The organism is Sphingobium anseongense, from assembly GCF_037725245.1.
GTDB lineage: Bacteria > Pseudomonadota > Alphaproteobacteria > Sphingomonadales > Sphingomonadaceae > Sphingobium.
Map to the genome: position 1 here is coordinate 45,444 of NZ_JBBJUL010000005.1, position 15,575 is coordinate 61,018.

At 63.8% G+C, this 15,575-nt stretch carries 16 protein-coding genes, 1 tRNA gene and 1 pseudogene; 12 read left to right on the forward strand and 6 right to left on the reverse strand.

What is annotated here, in order from left to right; genetic code table 11:
* Window positions 1-5 precede the first annotated feature (5 nt).
* Window positions 6-170, reverse strand: a pseudogene (locus WG908_RS08290) (IS21 family transposase); the annotation flags it as partial.
* A gap of 764 nt (window positions 171-934) precedes the next feature.
* On the opposite strand from WG908_RS08290, the gene WG908_RS08295 reads away from it, so the two are divergent.
* The 5 genes from WG908_RS08295 (at window position 935) to WG908_RS08315 (ending at window position 4,236) form a co-directional block, all read left to right on the forward strand.
* Window positions 935-1,756, forward strand: coding sequence for a TraB/TrbI/VirB10 family type IV secretion system protein (locus WG908_RS08295; RefSeq protein ID WP_340186112.1), 822 nt, complete (start codon window positions 935-937; stop codon window positions 1,754-1,756).
* Between the two features lie 534 nt (window positions 1,757-2,290).
* Complete coding sequence (locus WG908_RS08300; RefSeq protein WP_340186113.1) at window positions 2,291-2,635, forward strand: helix-turn-helix domain-containing protein; 345 nt, start codon at window positions 2,291-2,293, stop codon at window positions 2,633-2,635.
* A gap of 191 nt (window positions 2,636-2,826) precedes the next feature.
* Complete coding sequence (locus WG908_RS08305; RefSeq protein ID WP_340186114.1) at window positions 2,827-3,540, forward strand: HNH endonuclease; 714 nt, start codon at window positions 2,827-2,829, stop codon at window positions 3,538-3,540.
* Between the two features lie 55 nt (window positions 3,541-3,595).
* Window positions 3,596-3,937 (forward strand): hypothetical protein, encoded by a 342-nt coding sequence (locus WG908_RS08310; RefSeq protein WP_340186115.1) that lies wholly within the window; start codon window positions 3,596-3,598, stop codon window positions 3,935-3,937.
* Window positions 3,937-4,236 carry a hypothetical protein gene (locus WG908_RS08315; RefSeq protein ID WP_340186116.1) on the forward strand — a complete coding sequence of 100 codons (300 nt, stop codon included), beginning with the start codon at window positions 3,937-3,939 and terminating at the stop codon, window positions 4,234-4,236. Before WG908_RS08310 ends, WG908_RS08315 begins: the two co-directional genes overlap by 1 nt.
* Window positions 4,237-4,389: 153 nt before the next feature.
* On the opposite strand, the gene WG908_RS08320 is transcribed toward WG908_RS08315, so the two are convergent.
* Window positions 4,390-4,464, reverse strand: a tRNA-Gly gene (locus WG908_RS08320).
* 216 nt (window positions 4,465-4,680) lie between these two features.
* Here WG908_RS08320 and WG908_RS08325 point away from each other — a divergent pair.
* Together WG908_RS08325 and WG908_RS08330 are read left to right on the forward strand one after the other, a co-directional pair.
* A complete protein-coding gene (locus tag WG908_RS08325) occupies window positions 4,681-5,592 on the forward strand; it encodes a tetratricopeptide repeat protein (protein WP_340186117.1) in 912 nt (303 codons plus the stop codon).
* Window positions 5,593-5,597: 5 nt separating this feature from the next.
* Window positions 5,598-6,215: an LON peptidase substrate-binding domain-containing protein gene (locus WG908_RS08330; protein WP_340186118.1), complete on the forward strand. Its 618-nt coding sequence runs from the start codon at window positions 5,598-5,600 to the stop codon at window positions 6,213-6,215.
* A gap of 36 nt (window positions 6,216-6,251) precedes the next feature.
* Here WG908_RS08330 and WG908_RS08335 read toward each other — a convergent pair whose 3' ends face one another.
* The 3 genes from WG908_RS08335 to WG908_RS08345 all read right to left on the reverse strand — a co-directional run bounded on the left by WG908_RS08335 (window position 6,252) and on the right by WG908_RS08345 (window position 10,300).
* Window positions 6,252-6,653 (reverse strand): RidA family protein, encoded by a 402-nt coding sequence (locus WG908_RS08335; protein WP_340186366.1) that lies wholly within the window; start codon window positions 6,651-6,653, stop codon window positions 6,252-6,254.
* Between the two features lie 81 nt (window positions 6,654-6,734).
* Window positions 6,735-9,371 carry a TonB-dependent receptor plug domain-containing protein gene (locus WG908_RS08340; protein ID WP_340186119.1) on the reverse strand — a complete coding sequence of 879 codons (2,637 nt, stop codon included), beginning with the start codon at window positions 9,369-9,371 and terminating at the stop codon, window positions 6,735-6,737.
* Window positions 9,372-9,637: 266 nt separating this feature from the next.
* A complete protein-coding gene (locus WG908_RS08345) occupies window positions 9,638-10,300 on the reverse strand; it encodes a TlpA family protein disulfide reductase (RefSeq protein ID WP_445326688.1) in 663 nt (220 codons plus the stop codon).
* Between WG908_RS08345 and argH the strand changes: the two genes are divergently transcribed.
* Genes argH through WG908_RS08370 form a run of 5 tightly spaced genes read left to right on the forward strand, consistent with a single transcriptional unit; the run spans window position 10,299 to window position 14,907 of the window.
* Window positions 10,299-11,669 carry an argininosuccinate lyase gene (argH, locus tag WG908_RS08350; protein WP_340186120.1) on the forward strand — a complete coding sequence of 457 codons (1,371 nt, stop codon included), beginning with the start codon at window positions 10,299-10,301 and terminating at the stop codon, window positions 11,667-11,669. The two genes, WG908_RS08345 and argH, sit on opposite strands and share 2 nt — an antisense overlap.
* 2 nt (window positions 11,670-11,671) lie before the next feature.
* A complete protein-coding gene (locus WG908_RS08355; RefSeq protein ID WP_340186121.1) occupies window positions 11,672-11,923 on the forward strand; it encodes a hypothetical protein in 252 nt (83 codons plus the stop codon).
* Between the two features lie 10 nt (window positions 11,924-11,933).
* Complete coding sequence (lysA, locus tag WG908_RS08360; protein WP_340186122.1) at window positions 11,934-13,199, forward strand: diaminopimelate decarboxylase; 1,266 nt, start codon at window positions 11,934-11,936, stop codon at window positions 13,197-13,199.
* Window positions 13,199-13,957: a precorrin-2 dehydrogenase/sirohydrochlorin ferrochelatase family protein gene (locus WG908_RS08365; protein ID WP_340186123.1), complete on the forward strand. Its 759-nt coding sequence runs from the start codon at window positions 13,199-13,201 to the stop codon at window positions 13,955-13,957. The genes lysA and WG908_RS08365 overlap by 1 nt, the downstream gene beginning before the upstream one ends.
* Complete coding sequence (locus tag WG908_RS08370) at window positions 13,954-14,907, forward strand: zinc transporter ZntB (RefSeq protein ID WP_340186124.1); 954 nt, start codon at window positions 13,954-13,956, stop codon at window positions 14,905-14,907. Before WG908_RS08365 ends, WG908_RS08370 begins: the two co-directional genes overlap by 4 nt.
* 6 nt (window positions 14,908-14,913) lie before the next feature.
* Here WG908_RS08370 and WG908_RS08375 read toward each other — a convergent pair whose 3' ends face one another.
* A complete protein-coding gene (locus WG908_RS08375) occupies window positions 14,914-15,537 on the reverse strand; it encodes a response regulator (protein WP_340186125.1) in 624 nt (207 codons plus the stop codon).
* Window positions 15,538-15,575 lie beyond the last annotated feature (38 nt).

Sequence of the window (15,575 nt, forward strand, 5' to 3'; positions counted from 1 at the left end):
AGCTAATGTTCACAAAGCGCATAATAACGGCGGGTCAGATCTGTCCGGGCATCCTCGTCCAGATTGCGGAACGCGGCCGACAGGCTGTCGCTGCAATGAGTACGGGGGCTCCTGCCCAGCGCCCACAACGCATTTTGCAGGCCTGCGGCAAGAGCGACATAACTTTCGCCGCTCAGGAGACATGGGCGATCGTCAGGACCTGATTGTGGCCGTCGGTCTCGCGAGCCTCGGGCGACAGCTCGTCGATGCCGTGGCGGCGATAGACGGTTTGCCTAAATCACCGGGGTAGGCAAGATCGGTCTAGACGGCCGGGTCCCGAACGTCGCCCGCAAACCTGCTTCATAGTGGCATTGGCTCCAGAAAGTCATACGGCGACCTATTCCTCAGGCGGCTTGCGCTCGCCGGCAAAGGGATTGCCGTCCTGCGGCGCTTCCGTGCTCCATGCTGCGGCCGGGTCGGCGAAGAACATCTCGCGCTTGTGCCGCTTGGGGTCGTTTAATCGTGGCCTTGTCAACTGGTGTTTCGCGCACCTTCAATTGCCCTGTGATGTCGACATCACAGGTTGCGTTGGTACAGGTTGTTCAGCGCCTTGGGCTGCGGTCGCGCCAGCGATGCCGTTTGTCGGTACAGGGTCGCTTACGCGGTCGAGACATGCTCGCCGCAGGGTGGGTTTTCGAGGGCCGGATCTTCCAATGTTGTTCACGCACTTTGCCGCTGGAGCAGTGGCAAGTGCATCCCCATGCGCGGAATGATCCTGTCCGCGTCCCGACAGGGACGGCTCGGCGCGTCCACCGCAATGGAGGCTAAGTTCAGCTCAGCGTGGGCGCGGTTCTTGCGTTGCTGCTCATGCTTGGGCGGCGATCGAACGCTCGAACCGTTCTCCCGATCGAAGCATGCCATGCATGGCGGACGGCGCGCCCAAGCGGAGGGGATCATGACCGTCGAGGCGGCAGCACCACCGGCACCCGAAACCCCCGCCACACCGGGCAAGGTGGACCCGGAAATACTCGCACTTCGCGCCCAGCCGGCGCGCGCGATCCGCTTCAAGCGAGGCGCCGTGGTGGCGATCACGGCGCTTGGTTCGGTCAGTCTGATTGCGACGGCGTGGGTCGCGCTGCGGCCGTCCGCATTGCACCTCGCTGGACAAGCCGATGACCAGACAGCCGCGGCGAAGGCGCCAGCCGATACGCTGAGCGGGCTGCCGGGCAGCTACGGCGACGTACCCAAGCTCGGGCCACCTTTGTCGGGTGATCTCGGCCGGCCGATCCTCGATCATCAGCGTGCGACGGGCATCGAGCCGGCGAGTGGCGAAACCGGGCGCGCCGACCAGGCCGCAGCGACCGAACGGGATCGACGGGCGGCGGAGCTGAAGGCGGCGCGCGAGTCGGGATTGCTGGTGCAATCCGGCAATCGCACCGATCCGACCCGCGGCACAGATGCGACGCCACCCTCGCCACCGGTCGCAGCCACCGATGCGTCGCGGCTCGCGATCGATCCTGATCGCGATCCCAATGCTCAGCAACGCAAAGCCGACTTCGTCGCTGCGCGCGTCAACGAGCATCGGTCGAGCCCGCCGGCGTCGCCGGACATGCTGTCCGCTGGCAGCGTCATCGCGGCGAGCCTGATCACCGGACTCAGGTCCGACTTGCCCGGTCTCGTCACGGCGGCCCGCGCAGTCGAAGCCGTTGGGCAAAAGATTGCCGTCGCCATGCAACCAGCGGCTGCGATTCCCGCCCCCGTGGAAGACCACACATAGGCGAGCTTTGGTCGATTTTCTGATTCGGCGGTATTACCCGTCGGGTCGCAACGGTGCTGCCTAGCAAGGAGGCTCAAATGACAGATATCCGCAATTTCAGCCGCAATGAAGCCGCACGGCTTCTGCAATCTTATGCTGCCCGTTTTTCGTTGGTCAGTTGCCGGGGGTGCCCCCCCGGGTGGGGGGAAGGGCAAACCCGGCCAGCGCATCAACGCATCGACGCCAGTTTTCGGCCACGGCCTCAAACAAACAATGTACGAGGCCCACCCCATCGAACGTCGCCGGCGGAGTGGCGCTCAGCCTTTGGATTGCAGACCTATGCTTGATACTGGCGATTTGCAGATGATCGGCTGCGAGGCGATCAACACCCTCAAATAGCGACAGCGGGGCATCGCTCTCAGCCGGGAACATAGCTTATACCTCCAAACATTGGTTGAGCCAAAGGGAGGAGCTAGTATCATACTACTGGTAAATCGGCATCGGCTATATTGACGCTTGATACCGCCATAAGGCGGCAGCGGGCAAGTTCGGGGGATGGACCTCAAGGATCGCGTTGCCAGCAGAATAAAGACAATCCGGAAACTCCGGCGGCTGACTCAAGAGCAGCTGGCGCAGCGCGTTGATCGAACCGTGTTTGCCATTTCCCAGTTGGAACGAGGCAAGAGCCTGCCGAGCTTTGAGACTTTGGAACGCCTGTCAGTTGCGTTGGAGGTTCCGGTTAAGGAGTTCTTCGATGATGGAAGCGAGGAGGCGGGCACGTCACCTCATCGCCTCAGCCTCACTACAGCGGTCGCCGACCGGGTCAGGTCGATGGCGGACGATCAGATAGAAGCGACGCTTCGCATGATGGACGCAATGTGGCCAAAAGCGCGCAAGTAGGCAATTTCTGGCTTATAAAAAAGGGGTCCCTGCGTGGCGGGCGAGTGAGCACCACACGCAAGCATATGATTGTAAAACAAATTCTTCAGCGACATGCCAAGCCTGCCATAAGCTGACTCGACTTGCATGATCGCGCGAAGTAGACAAATTTATCTTTCCTATGGCGCGTAGCTCGTGAAAATTCGACCACGATGGCAATCACCCAAAAATCTATAAAGATTTTGTGGTCAGCATCGGGAGGATTGTGCGCGTTTCCTGAATGCCAGCAGCGGCTTACGTTCAGCGAGGCCGGTGATTTTGCGCCTTATACCCTGGGCGAGATGGCGCATATTTGCGGCGACCAACCCGGTGCAAACCGCCATAACGCAGCACAAACTCCACAAGAGCGGGATGACTATCAGAATCTCATTCTTTTGTGCCCCACCCATCACAGCCTGATTGATCGTGCCGAAAACGAGGGGCGCTTTCCGGTCGAGTTTCTGCATCAGATTAAGGCCGACCACGAAGCTTTCGTTCGATTGCGGCTTCATCCAGCCCCCGTAACCGACAAACAGGCCATAGCGCGTGAGATTTCGCCGCTGCTCGCTGCCAATCATCAGGTCTGGCTGAACTACGGTCCACTTTCCGATCTTGCTCGCAAAAACCCCAATAGCGATGCAGCCTATGCCGTGTGGCTTTCTGAACGACTTGGGACAATCGTGCCGAACAATCGTCGTATCGCCGAAATTCTAGGCGATAGTGTCCAGATTTTCACACTCGAAGAACAGCGAACAATCGCGGATTTCCAGCTTCACGCTCGCAGCTATGAGCGCTGGGTAGCAGATGAAATTGCCTATGAAGGTGTTGTCCGCTTCCCCACCGGCTTTGCCGATCTGATCGAGAAGACACTGCATGCCAGCGCATAGTGAAACATTTCCTTGGCCAAGCTACTATGGAAATTTCGATTTCTTTGAACGAAGAATGCGTACCCACAGCCGTGTTCGTAGCCTCGAAGTGTTGAATGACGGGCGATATAGGCTCACAAAGACAGATGGGGCCGTACTCGAAGTTTTCATATGCGAGTGCTATTCCTATGGTGTCGCTGAATATCTGGAAACAACCGGCAAGCTCGGTAGATTAGACGCGATCATCATATCATCAAACTGGTGCGGCTACACTACCGATCTAAAAATGCAGTGCCGTGACGAACGGGTAGGCCTCTTTGACATTCGAGACTTTATGGCCGCACTCAATCGCGAAGCGTTCTGGACCTATCTGAGCGATTGGGAAGAGAAGCGTTTCAAAGAGCAAGGACTTATTTAGTGGAGAGCCTTACCGTTTATGGGTTTGGTTCGTTCTTCAGCGACGAACCCAAGCCACACGACATCGATTTGCTGCTTGTGCATCGCTCGGCAAACCTTGAGTCATGCAGATTTGCTATCGACTGCAAGGCGCAGATCAGATCGATCCTCCCCTCCGCCGACATCGTGATGCTCTCACGGGCAGAGGCCGACAGTCTCGATTTCCTTGAGGGGGCGAAGGCGATAGAACTCGACCGCGTAACTGCCGAGAGCATGGACGCCGATGTGCGGGCACTTGCGCGCCGACTTTTGAGACGCTAACCGCGCCGTGAGAAGCCCACTCCCTCGATAAGTCCAAGGTGAAAATCGCGGCCCGCAGTCCGCACCTCGTGGCGACATGGTGGCGACACAGATTGAATGCGCAAATTCGGTTCGCCCAAAGGGCGTCTATCTCGTTGATATATCTAGGAAAACTGGAGCGGGCGAAGGGATTCGAACCCTCGACCCCAACCTTGGCAAGGTTGTGCTCTACCCCTGAGCTACGCCCGCTCTGGCGGCCGAAAGGAAACCCTCTCGGCGGGTGAGGCGTGGCACCTAGCAGCGGTTTTCCGGCACGGCAAGGGGGGATTTGGCGATTGCGTGTTTTTCCGGCATTCTGCCTGCTTGGCGCGGTTTTGCGCCCCTGCCCGCTTGCGGGCGCAGGGTGACGTTCCCCATATGGCGCAATATCATTCGGCTTTGGGCCGCAGGCACGGGAGACAGGCAGTGGCAACGTTGGGCATGAGCGAGAAGGACAAGGCAGCGGTGGAGGATTTTCGCCGGGACGTGGTCGATCCGTCGCGCAACAGCCTGGTGATTGTCGATTTCTGGGCCGAATGGTGCGGCCCGTGCAAGCAATTGGCCCCGGTCATCGAAAAAGTCTGCACCGACTATGCCGCCAAGGGCGTCAAGCTGGTCAAGATCAATGTCGATGACAATGGCTTTATCGCCAGCCAGTTCCGCGTCCAGTCGATCCCCGCCGTCTATGCCGTGTTTCAGGGCCAGCCGGTCGCCGATCTCAGCCAGGCGCGTACCGAAGGGCAGCTCAAGCAGATGCTCGACCAGTTGCTGGGCCAGTTGCCGATCCAGTCGGAGGAAAAGGCGCAGGCACAGGAAATCGCTCCACTGATCGCGATGGGCGAGGAGATGCTGGCCGGGGGCGAATATGCGCGCGCCCTGTCCATTTTCGAACAGATCGCGGCGATGGCGCCGGACAATGTCGAGGTAGTGGGCGGCGTGGTGCGCGCACTGGTTGGGCTGGGGCGGCTCGATGACGCCGAAGCGCTGCTGGCCGACCTGCCGCCCGAAATCGGCAAGGAACAGCCCATGGAGCGCGCCCGCGCGGCGCTTACCCTGGCACGCGACGCCCGGCCGGTGGCGGACCTGTCGGCGGTCGAGGCGAGGCTGGCGGCGGACCCCGACGATCATGAGGCGCGGTTCGAGCTTGCGGGCGGGCTGATGGCCAATGGCGACAGGGACGCGGCCGCCGATGCGCTGCTGGAGATCGTCCGACGCGACCGGGACTGGAACGAGGGGGCGGCGCGCACGCAATTGCTGACGCTGTTCGGCGCGGTCGGGCTGGAGGATCCGTGGGTCGCGGCCCAACGCCGCCGCTTGTCGCAAATCCTGTTCGCCTGATATCGATGGCGCGTGCGCGCATCTCGCTCTTTCCGCTGGCGGGCGCACTGTTGTTGCCGGGCATGCAATTGCCGCTGCACATCTTTGAGTCGCGCTACCGCGCGCTGATACGCGACGCGATGGCGCGCGACCGGCGCATCGGCATGATCCAGCCGCGCGGCAGCGGCGCAAAGCCGCCGCTGTTCGATGTCGGCTGCGTCGGCCATATCAGCGAATTCGAGGCGCTGGAGGATGGTCGCTTCAACATCATACTCAACGGGCTGGCGCGCTTTCGCGTGCTGCGCGAACTGGATGTCACCACTGCCTTTCGCCAGGTCGAAGCCGAAGTCGAGGACAGTGGCACCCGCGCCGACGACATATTGGCCGCGATCGAGCGGGCCGCGCTGGAGCAGGAGTCGCGCCGCTTCGCCGAGGCGCAGGGCTATATCGTCGATTGGTCGGCCGTGTCCCGCCTGGACGACGCGGCGCTGGTCAACGGCATTGCCCAGATCGCCCCGTTCGACCCGGCCGCCAAGCAGATATTGCTGGAGGCCAATACGCTGAGCGAGCGCGCCGAACGCACCATACAGCTGATGCAGTTTTTCGGACGCACCGATGGCGATGGCGGCGTTACGATGCAATGAGCGCGCCCGGCCTCGTACCGCGGACGCAGGGTCGGCTTATTTGAAGGCGGCGATGCATTCCACTTCGACCGGTGCGCCCAGCGCCAGTCCGTCAGCGCCAAATGCACTGCGCGCGGGCAGGCGCCTGTCCTGGAAATAGGGGACGTAAGCGGCGTTGAAACGCGGCCAGTCGGCCATGTCGTCCAGCATCACCGTGCATTTGACGACGTCGCCGAAATCGAGGTCGTTAGCCGCGAGGATCGCGCCGATGCTGTCCATCGCGCCCCTGACCGCAGCGTCGAACCCCGCCCCATGCCGATCCATGCCCGGTGGCACCTGTCCGATCTGTCCCGACAGATAGAGCGTATCGCCAACGCGGACCGCGAGCGAGAAGGGCGGGCGGGCTGGCATGCCCGGCTGCGCGAGGATGGCCGCAGGGAACATCAATGCGGAAAGCATCGCCGCAATCCGACAGGCCGTGATCATGGTTCTTTCCGAAGGCCGATGGGCCGGCCCTTCCTGACCGGCCCTGTTCGATGGTCAGAATTTGAAGTCGATACGCGCATAATAATAGCCGCCCGACGTGCCGTAAGGACCGTGATTATAGGGGCTGTTATAAGCGCCGCTGCCGTTCTGGTAGGGCGACACGCCAGGGTTGACGACGACGCCGGTGCCGGTCACCAGCTTGGGCACTTCAGGAACCTTGTCGAACAGGTTGTTCGCCCCGATCGAGAAGGTGACATTGTCGGTGAAATCATAGCCGACTTCCAGATCGGTGATGATTGCCGATTTGACGACGCCGTTGAAGTAGAGCTGGTTGGCGTTCACGCCGCCGACGAGGGCGCCATCGGCAATCAGGAAGCCGCCGTCGGGCACGACGCCGCTGCCCACGCCCGGACGCACCAGGATGCTCGTTTTGGCATATAGGGTTTCGCGCAGGTTGACGGTCAGCGGACCGGCCTTGAGCAGGGCGCCAAAGCCGACCTTATATTTGGGCGTCGTGTCTTCGATATTGCTTTCCGACGCCGCGTTGAACAGCGGATAGCCGACCTTGTTCCTGGTGATCTTGGTCTTGTTGTAATTGCCGTTCAGCGACAGGTTGAGCGTGCCGAAGTCCAGCGCGACCGGATAGCTGGCGGAAAAATCCACGCCCGTCGTTTTCGTGTCGATGCCGTTGGTGAAGCTTTGCACGCCAACCTGTTGCAACGCGGTGTCGAGGACGATACCTGCCGCCGCCAGCGCATCGAAGATCGCCGCGGCCCCCGGTTGGACGACGCCACCTTGAACCGCGTTGCGCGACGCGGTGGCGGCGATGCGATCCTTGATCTTGATCATATAGGCGTCGACGGTGATCGCCAGCTTGGGCACCGGATGCAAAACGAAGCCAGCCGAGAAGTTCTTCGACTTTTCCGGGCCAAGCGCACCAAAGCCCAGCAGGGCTGCGGCGGGACTGCCAGCGGGAAGCTGTGCGACGGCACTGGTAGGCCCCACATTGATGGTCGAATATTTCTGTTCGGCGAGCGTCGGCGCGCGGAAACCCGTGCTGGCCGTGCCGCGGATCGCGATGGCGTCGCTGAAATCGTAGCGCGTCGTGATCTTGCCGATCAGCGTATCGCCGAAATCGGTATAATCCTCATACCGCCCGGCCAGATCGAGCGTCCAGCCTTCGACCGGTTCGGCGATGAAGTTGATATAGCCGGCCCTGGAACTGCGGTCGAACTTGCCGGCGTCGGTCGCCTTGTAGCCGGGGAAGGACTGAACGCCGGTCTTGTATGTCGAATAAAAATCGCCGGCGACGATCTCGTAACTGTCCTTGCGATATTCACCGCCGAAGGCAAAGGTCAGCGGCGCGGCCATGCCCAGTTCGAATTCCTTGCGGATGTCGGCGGTCACCGTGGTCTGGCTCAGGCGAAAGCCGCCGTCATAGGCCTTGTCCGGCGTGTTCGGCCTGCCGATACCGGCGAGCGAAGCGGCAAAGCTTTCCTGCCACACTTCGCGATGAGCGGATTTTTCGGTCCAGATGTCGTTCTTCTGATGGCCGTAAGTGGTGCTGAGGTCGTAATTCCAACCGCTGCCGACTTCGCCCCTGGCGCCGACCGTGAAGCTATATTCATCCTCGATCACATGTTGCAGCGGGACCATGCCGAAGGTGCCGGTGTCGCCATAACAGATGCTGGGGTCGTAAGCCGCCGGGGTGACGCCGCCGCCCAGGTTGCCGGCTTCGTAGCAGATGCGCTTGGGATGGCGGTAGCCCTGCTTGGCCCAGCCTTCGCGGCGGGACACGTCGCCGAAGCTGTACACTTCCACGCCGCCGAAATCATAGCCCGCGTTGTAGAACAGGATATTCAGTTCGGTCTTGGGCTGGCCGCCGTTGATCCCGGCGAGCGCGTCGCCGGCCAGGTTGGACCATTGCGCGGGCGCGTTGGGCTGGAGCGTACCGTCCGGCCTGGTGACCTGCACCTGTCCTTCGCCCAGCGTCGTATAATCCTGGCGGCGATGGAACAACGAGAAGTTGATGAACCCGTCCTCGCCCAGCTTGACGCCGTAATTGCCCGAGATCGAGAAGAGTTCGCCTTCGCTGTCATAATATTGGCCGCCGGTGACCTTGATCGATCCGCCTTCGGCTTCGTCCTTGAGGATGAAGTTGATGACGCCGGCGATCGCATCGGTGCCGTACACAGCGGCGGCGCCTTCCTGAAAAACTTCGACCTGCGCGACCGAGTCCGGCGGAATGAGGTCGATACTGGGCGCGGCGGAGCCGGAGAAAGCGCCAAGCACCTGGAGGATGGCGTTGCCGTGGCGACGCTTGCCGTTGACCAGCACCAGCGTGTGATTGGGGCTGAGGCCGCGCAGGCGCGCCGATAGCGAGAAGCTGGAAAGATCGGTGCCCTGCGTCTGTGCGGTGAAGCCGGGAACCATCTGGGTCAGAACCTGGTTGAGGTTCGGCTGGCCGACATGGCTGATCGCTTCCTGGCTCAACACCTGTATCGGCGCGGCGCTGTCGGCCGCCTGCATGCCCACGGCGCGGGTTCCGGTGACGATGATCTCGGCGCCCTCTTCGAACTGCGGCGCTTCCGCCTGCGGTGCCTGGGCCATTGACGCATCCTGGGCGACGGCGCAGGCGCTCCACGAAGATGCCAGGATGAGAGACAGTCGCAGCGCAGATCGCTTGGTCATGATGTTCAACCCCCTTTTTACCGATTATGCCGGTGTCAGGGGGATCAACGAACGGCGGTCATGAATCCGCCATTTACCGCTTATAAATCAATATGATGTCGATTCGCAGGCAGATCGGTCGCCGATGCGCAAATGGTCGATTATTGCGCAGAAGCGCGATTTCGCAATTGCCAAGCGCGCAAGTCAGAAGGCGCATTTTGCATGCAAATGGCATGGTGGAAAAATCGTCGCGAATACGTTTTAGGCGCAGCGAGGTTCGGAGCGGATCAGTTTTCCATCGCTTCGGCGATCAACGCCGTCGCTTCATCGCCTTCCCAATCCATTGCGCCGATGACGCGTACGACTTCCTTACCCGCCCCGTTATAAAGCACCGTGGTCGGCAACAGCCCGGTGGCATAATGGAATCCGAACTGGTTTTCCGGGTCGATCCAGCCCTTGAGATGGGGAAGATCATGCTTGGCGAAGAAGGGATCGACCAGCGCCGCCCCCTGGCTGTCCTGCGAGATCGTGAAGACCGCCAGGCCTTTTGGTCCATGGATTGCGGCAACCTTGTCCAGCGTCGGCATTTCCGCGACGCAGGGCGCGCACCAGGTCGCCCACAGGTTGACCAGCATTGGACGGCCGGCGACATCCTGAAGCGTCGCGCTCTGGCCGCCGGGCGCGTCAAAGGAGAAGTCCGGTGCCGCCGTCCCGGCCTTGCTGCGGTCGAGGCGGTAGCCAAGGGCGCCCTGCCCTTTTGCCCGGTCCCCTGCCCTGTCCCCGCCGCCGCCCCTGGGCGCGACCTCTCCGCTGGTCGCCGCCTCCTGCCCGCTTGCATTGGCTTGCCCCGAAGGCGGCGATTGCCTATCGCATCCCGCCAGCAGGGCCATGGCCATGACGCCGGACAGGAGCAGTCTCATTTCAGATCGCACGCCAAACTCCAATAGCATGTGGGGGGGCCGCTTCGCTGCGGGACCCGCCGCGGTCATGCGCGAGATAAATGCGTCTATCCCCTTCGACAAGCGATTGTGGAAGCAGGATATAGCGGGATCGCAGGCGCATGTCGCAATGCTGGCGCAACAGGGCATCGTCTCGCAGGCCGACGCCGACGCGATCAGCGCCGGGCTGGAGACGATCCGCGCCGAATATGAATCGGACGGCGTGCCGGTGGATCTCGACCTGGAAGATATCCACATGGTCACGGAGTCGCGGCTGGCGCAGCTGATCGGCCCGGCGGCGGGACGGCTGCACACCGCGCGGTCGCGCAACGATCAGGTCGCGACCGATTTCCGGCTGTGGGTGCGCGACGCGATCGACGAGGTGTCCGCCGGCCTTGCCGCGTTGCAGGGCGCGCTGCTCGACCGTGCCGAGGAGCATGTCGAGGCGGTGATGCCGGGCTTTACGCATCTCCAGTCGGCGCAACCGGTCACGCTGGGTCATCACCTGATGGCCTATCATGCGATGATCGGTCGCGATCGCAGCCGCTTTGCCGATGCGCGCGTGCGGATGAACGAATGCCCGCTGGGCGCGGCGGCGCTCGCCGGCACGGGCTTTCCCATCGACCGGCACGCCACGGCGGCGGCGCTTGGCTTCGACCGGCCTACCGGCAACAGTCTCGACAGCGTGTCCGACCGCGACTTCGCGCTCGACTATCTGATGGCCGCGACCCAATGTTCGCTGCACCTGTCGCGGCTGGCCGAGGAGTTCATCATCTGGGCAAGCCAGCCGTTCGGCTTCGTGAAGCTGCCCGACGCCTATTCGACCGGCAGTTCGATCATGCCGCAAAAGCGCAATCCCGACGCGGCTGAACTGGTACGCGGCCATGCCGGACGGATCGCAGGCTGCATGACGGCGCTCACCATCACGATGAAGGGCCTGCCGCTCGCCTATTCCAAGGACATGCAGGACGACAAGCCGCCTGTGTTCGAGGCGCACGACCTGCTGGGGCTGTCGATCGCGGCGATGACCGGCATGATCGAGACGGTGACATTCCGCACCGACCGGATGCGGGGTCTCGCCGAAAGCGGCTTTGCCACCGCGACCGACCTTGCCGACTGGCTGGTGCGCGAAGCCAACGTGCCGTTCCGCGAGGCGCATCATATCACCGGCCGGGCCGTGGCGGCGGCCGAAGCGGCGGGCGTGGCGCTCGACCAGTTGCCGATCGCGACGCTCAAGCAGATCGACACGCGGATCGACGAGCGGCTCTATGCGGTGCTCACCGTGGATGCATCGGTCGCCAGCCGCACCAGCCATGGCGGCACCGCGCCGGCGCAGGTCCGCATGCGGATCGCACAGGCCCGCGCCGGGGAGGAGGCATGAGCATGCCGCGCGGAACCCGCACCATCATCATCCTGATCGCGCTCGGCCTGTCGGGCTGCGGCGGCAGGCAGCCGCTGAAACCGGTCGAGGGCCAGAGCCTGCCCGCCGTTCCGGTCGGCGCGGCCGCCGCGCCAACGGCGCAGGAACTGACCACGCCGTCGACACAGGCACGGCCTGAACGCAATGTCGAACTGTTGCGCCAGTCGGAGGAGCGCAAGGACGATCCGTTCGACTTGCCGCCCGAACGAGAATAGGGGATCATCCTTGGACCATTTCGATTATGTCGACGGCGTCATGCATGTCGAACAGGTGCCGATGGCGGCCATTGCCGAGGCCGTCGGCACGCCCGTCTACATCTATTCCACCGCGACGCTGACCCGCCATGTCGGCGTATTTCGCGACGCGCTGGCGCAACTTGACGATCCGCTGATCGCCTTTGCGGTCAAGGCCAATCCCAATGCGGCGGTGCTGGCGACGCTGGCGAAGCTGGGCCTGGGCGCCGACGTGGTTTCCGGTGGCGAACTGCTGCGCGCGATCGCAGCCGGTATTCCGGCCGACCGCATCGTCTTTTCAGGCGTCGGCAAGACCGCGGAGGAAATGCGCCTGGCGCTCACCCATGGCATTTTCCAGTTCAACCTGGAAAGCGAGCCTGAGGCGGAGATGCTGTCGGAAGTCGCGCTGAGCATGGGCAGGCGCGCGCCGGTCGCCTTTCGCATCAACCCCGATGTCGATGCCGGCACCCACGCCAAGATTTCCACCGGCAAGTCGGAAAACAAGTTCGGCATCCCCTATCACCGCGCGCTGGAAAGCTATGCCGCCGCGCGCGACCTGGCCGGGCTAGACGTGCAGGGCGTGGCCGTCCATATCGGCAGCCAGCTGACCGACCTCTCTCCGCTGGAAGCGGCCTTCACCAAGGTCGGCACGCTGGTTGCGGCGCTGCGCGCGGCGGGGCATGCCATCCGCACCGCGGACCTTGGCGGCGGGCTTGGCGTTCCCTACGATCCAGCCCTGCCCGCCCCGCCCAACCCCGCCGCCTATGGCGCCATGGTGACGCGCGTGACGCAGGGGTGGAACGTCAGGCTGATGTTCGAACCGGGCCGGGTGATCGTCGGCAATGCCGGCGCGCTGCTGTCGCAGGTGGTGCGGGTCAAGCAGGGGGCGCAGGCGCCGTTCGTGATCGTCGATGCGGCGATGAACGACCTGCTGCGGCCCAGCCTTTACGATGCATGGCACGATATTCGCGCGGTGACGCCGTCGGGCGCGCGCGCCGCCGCCAATGTTGTGGGGCCGGTATGCGAGACGGGCGATACCTTCGCGATGGACCGCGACATGGACGTGGTGCGCGCGGGTGACCTGGTCGCCTTCATGACCGCCGGAGCCTATGGCGCGACCATGGCGGGCACCTATAACAGCCGGCCGCTGACGCCCGAAGTCCTGGTGTCGGGCGACAGATGGGCCGTGGTGCGCGCCCGCCCGCCGATCGAAACGCTGATCGAGGGGGATTCCGTTCCCGAATGGGTCGGCGGCTGATGCACAGCCTGCCCGTCTTCCTGCGGCTGGCGGATCGCCCCGTCATACTGGTCGGAAGCGGCGAGGCGGCGGATGCCAAGCGTCGCCTGCTCGATCGCGCGGGCGCTTTGGTGGTGGGTGAGGATGCGCCCGCCGCGCTGGCCATTGTCGCGGACGGCGATGCAGCGGCGGTCGCGCGGCTCAAGGCGCGCGGGGTGCTGGTGAACGCCGTCGACCGCGCGGACCTGTGCGATTTCACCCTGCCCGCGATCGTCGATCGCGAACCGGTGCTGATCGCGATCGGCACGGGCGGGGCCTCGGCGGGCCTTGCCAAGGCACTGCGCCAGCGGATCGAGGCGCTGTTTCCCGCGCGACTCGGCGCGCTCGCCACCGCCCTGGCAGAGGCACGCGCGGCGATGAAGGCGCGGTGGCCCGAGCCAGCGACGCGGCGACGGGCGATCGACGCCGGCCTTGCCCCCGGCGGACCGATCGATCCGTTTTCGTACGATGCCGCCGACCGGGTGCCGGCCTGGTTGAAGGGCGAGGACAGCGCCGCGCCCGACCGCATCGTGCCGATCCTGCTTGGCTCCGCCGATCCCGACGACCTTACGCTGCGCACGGCGCGGCTGCTCGGCGAGGCCGATCGCGTCTATCATCAGTCCGCCGTGCCAGCGGCCATTCTGGACCGTGCCCGCGCCGATGCGGTCCGCATCCCCGCCAGTCAGCCGCCTGTATCCCCCCCGCCCGGCCTGTCGCTATGGCTGGAGATGGCGCGATGAGCCGGGTCTTCATCCATGACGGCAAGCGGGCGTGCGAGATCGACATCGACGATTACCGCGCGTTGGCGGCCAAGCCGGCATTCGCCTGGATCCACATCGACGGGCGGCATGAAGATGCGCACGCGGTCGCCGAGCGGTGCGCCCATGTGCCGCGCGCGGCGCTGTCGGCGCTGCTGGCGCAGGAAACCCGGCCGCGCTGCACGGTCATGGATCATGGCGCGCTGGTCAACCTGCGCGGCCTGGGCGCGGACCCCGACGAGGGCGGCGACCCGCTGGTATCGATCCGGATGTGGGCCGACGAGGCGCGCGTGATTTCGGTGAGCTACCGGCCGCTGGCGGCGCTGGACCCGATGGTCGATGCGATGCTGTCGGGAACGGTGCGCGATCCGGGCGACCTGATCTCCGGCATGGGCCAACAGATCACCAGCGCGCTCGATCCGCAGGTCGCCGATCTGGGCGACGGGCTGGACGAGATCGAAAGTGCGCTGACCGATCATGGCCCGGCCGAAGCGCGGCGGCAGGTATCGCGCATCCGCGCGACCGCGATCGGCTATCGCCGGTTCATCGCGCCGCAGCGCCAGGCGCTCGAGGCGCTGTCGGCCGCCAATCTGAGCTGGTTGCAGGATGAGGACCGGTTGCATTTGCAGGAAGCGGCGGATCGCTGCGCGCGCATGGCCGAGGAACTGGAAGCGATCCGTGAGCGATCGGCACTGGCGCATGAAGGACTGACAGACCTGCGCGCCGAGCGGATCAACCGGCAGGCGCTGGTCATTTCGGTCGTGGCGCTGGTGTTCCTGCCGCTGACCTTCCTGACCGGCCTGCTGGGCATGAATGTGCGCGGCATCCCCTATGCCGATCAGCCCTGGGCCTTTTTCGGGGTGGTCGGTATATGCGCGGTGATGGCGGTGGGCATCGCGGCGTGGTTCACCATGACCCATTGGCTCAAATGATAACGATCAGCCCCGCACCGCGCTCAGTCGCTCGACTTCATCGTGCAGCGCCTGGATGGATGCGATCAGTCGGGTGCGATCGACCTGAAGATCGCGCAGCACCTCACGCGTTTCGCCCAGTTCCATCGCCCGGCGCGCGACCCGTGCGTCCATTTCGGCATAGCGCCGGCTGAGCGCGTCAAGCTCCGCCGCGCGGGCGCAGGCGTGGCGCAGGCGCGCGTCGAGCACGCCGAAATCGAACGGCTTGGCGACATGGTCGTCGGCGCCGGCGCGCAGCGCTTCCACCGCCGACAGGCTGTCGGTGCGGCCGGTGATCAGGACGAAGCAGGCGTGCCCGGCCAAAGCAGAGGCGCGGATCTTCTTCATCGTCGCGATGCCCGACAACAGCGTCATGCCCATGTCGATGAGGATCGCGTCGACATTCTGCGTGACCAGCAGGTTCAGCGCCACATAGCCGTTTTCGGCCAGCACCACGTCATAGTCGAGATGCGACAGCCGCCGCGCCATGACGGTGCGGGCCGTGGGATTTTCATCCACCACCATGATGCGCAGGCGCCGCTCGCCCGGCCGGTCGTCATGGTCGTCAATGGCGGCCGGATCGACCGCCGCGCCCCGCCTGAATATGTGCATGGCCTGTCCCTCGATTCGATGGACACTCTAGGAAAGCC

Excerpts from the sequence above, each read along its gene's own strand:
- WG908_RS08295 (WP_340186112.1), top strand. The coding sequence starts at position 935 with ATGACCGTCGAGGCGGCAGCACCACCGGCACCCGAAACCCCCGCCACA.
- WG908_RS08300 (WP_340186113.1), top strand. The coding sequence starts at position 2,291 with ATGGACCTCAAGGATCGCGTTGCCAGCAGAATAAAGACAATCCGGAAA.
- WG908_RS08305 (WP_340186114.1), top strand. The coding sequence starts at position 2,827 with ATGGCAATCACCCAAAAATCTATAAAGATTTTGTGGTCAGCATCGGGA.
- WG908_RS08310 (WP_340186115.1), top strand. The coding sequence starts at position 3,596 with ATGCGTACCCACAGCCGTGTTCGTAGCCTCGAAGTGTTGAATGACGGG.
- WG908_RS08330 (WP_340186118.1), top strand. The coding sequence starts at position 5,598 with ATGGCGCGTGCGCGCATCTCGCTCTTTCCGCTGGCGGGCGCACTGTTG.
- WG908_RS08335 (WP_340186366.1), bottom strand. The coding sequence starts at position 6,653 with ATGCTTTCCGCATTGATGTTCCCTGCGGCCATCCTCGCGCAGCCGGGC.
- WG908_RS08340 (WP_340186119.1), bottom strand. The coding sequence starts at position 9,371 with ATGACCAAGCGATCTGCGCTGCGACTGTCTCTCATCCTGGCATCTTCG.
- argH (WP_340186120.1), top strand. The coding sequence starts at position 10,299 with ATGTGGGGGGGCCGCTTCGCTGCGGGACCCGCCGCGGTCATGCGCGAG.
- WG908_RS08345 (WP_445326688.1), bottom strand. The coding sequence starts at position 10,300 with ATGCTATTGGAGTTTGGCGTGCGATCTGAAATGAGACTGCTCCTGTCC.
- WG908_RS08355 (WP_340186121.1), top strand. The coding sequence starts at position 11,672 with ATGCCGCGCGGAACCCGCACCATCATCATCCTGATCGCGCTCGGCCTG.
- WG908_RS08365 (WP_340186123.1), top strand. The coding sequence starts at position 13,199 with ATGCACAGCCTGCCCGTCTTCCTGCGGCTGGCGGATCGCCCCGTCATA.
- WG908_RS08370 (WP_340186124.1), top strand. The coding sequence starts at position 13,954 with ATGAGCCGGGTCTTCATCCATGACGGCAAGCGGGCGTGCGAGATCGAC.
- WG908_RS08375 (WP_340186125.1), bottom strand. The coding sequence starts at position 15,537 with ATGCACATATTCAGGCGGGGCGCGGCGGTCGATCCGGCCGCCATTGAC.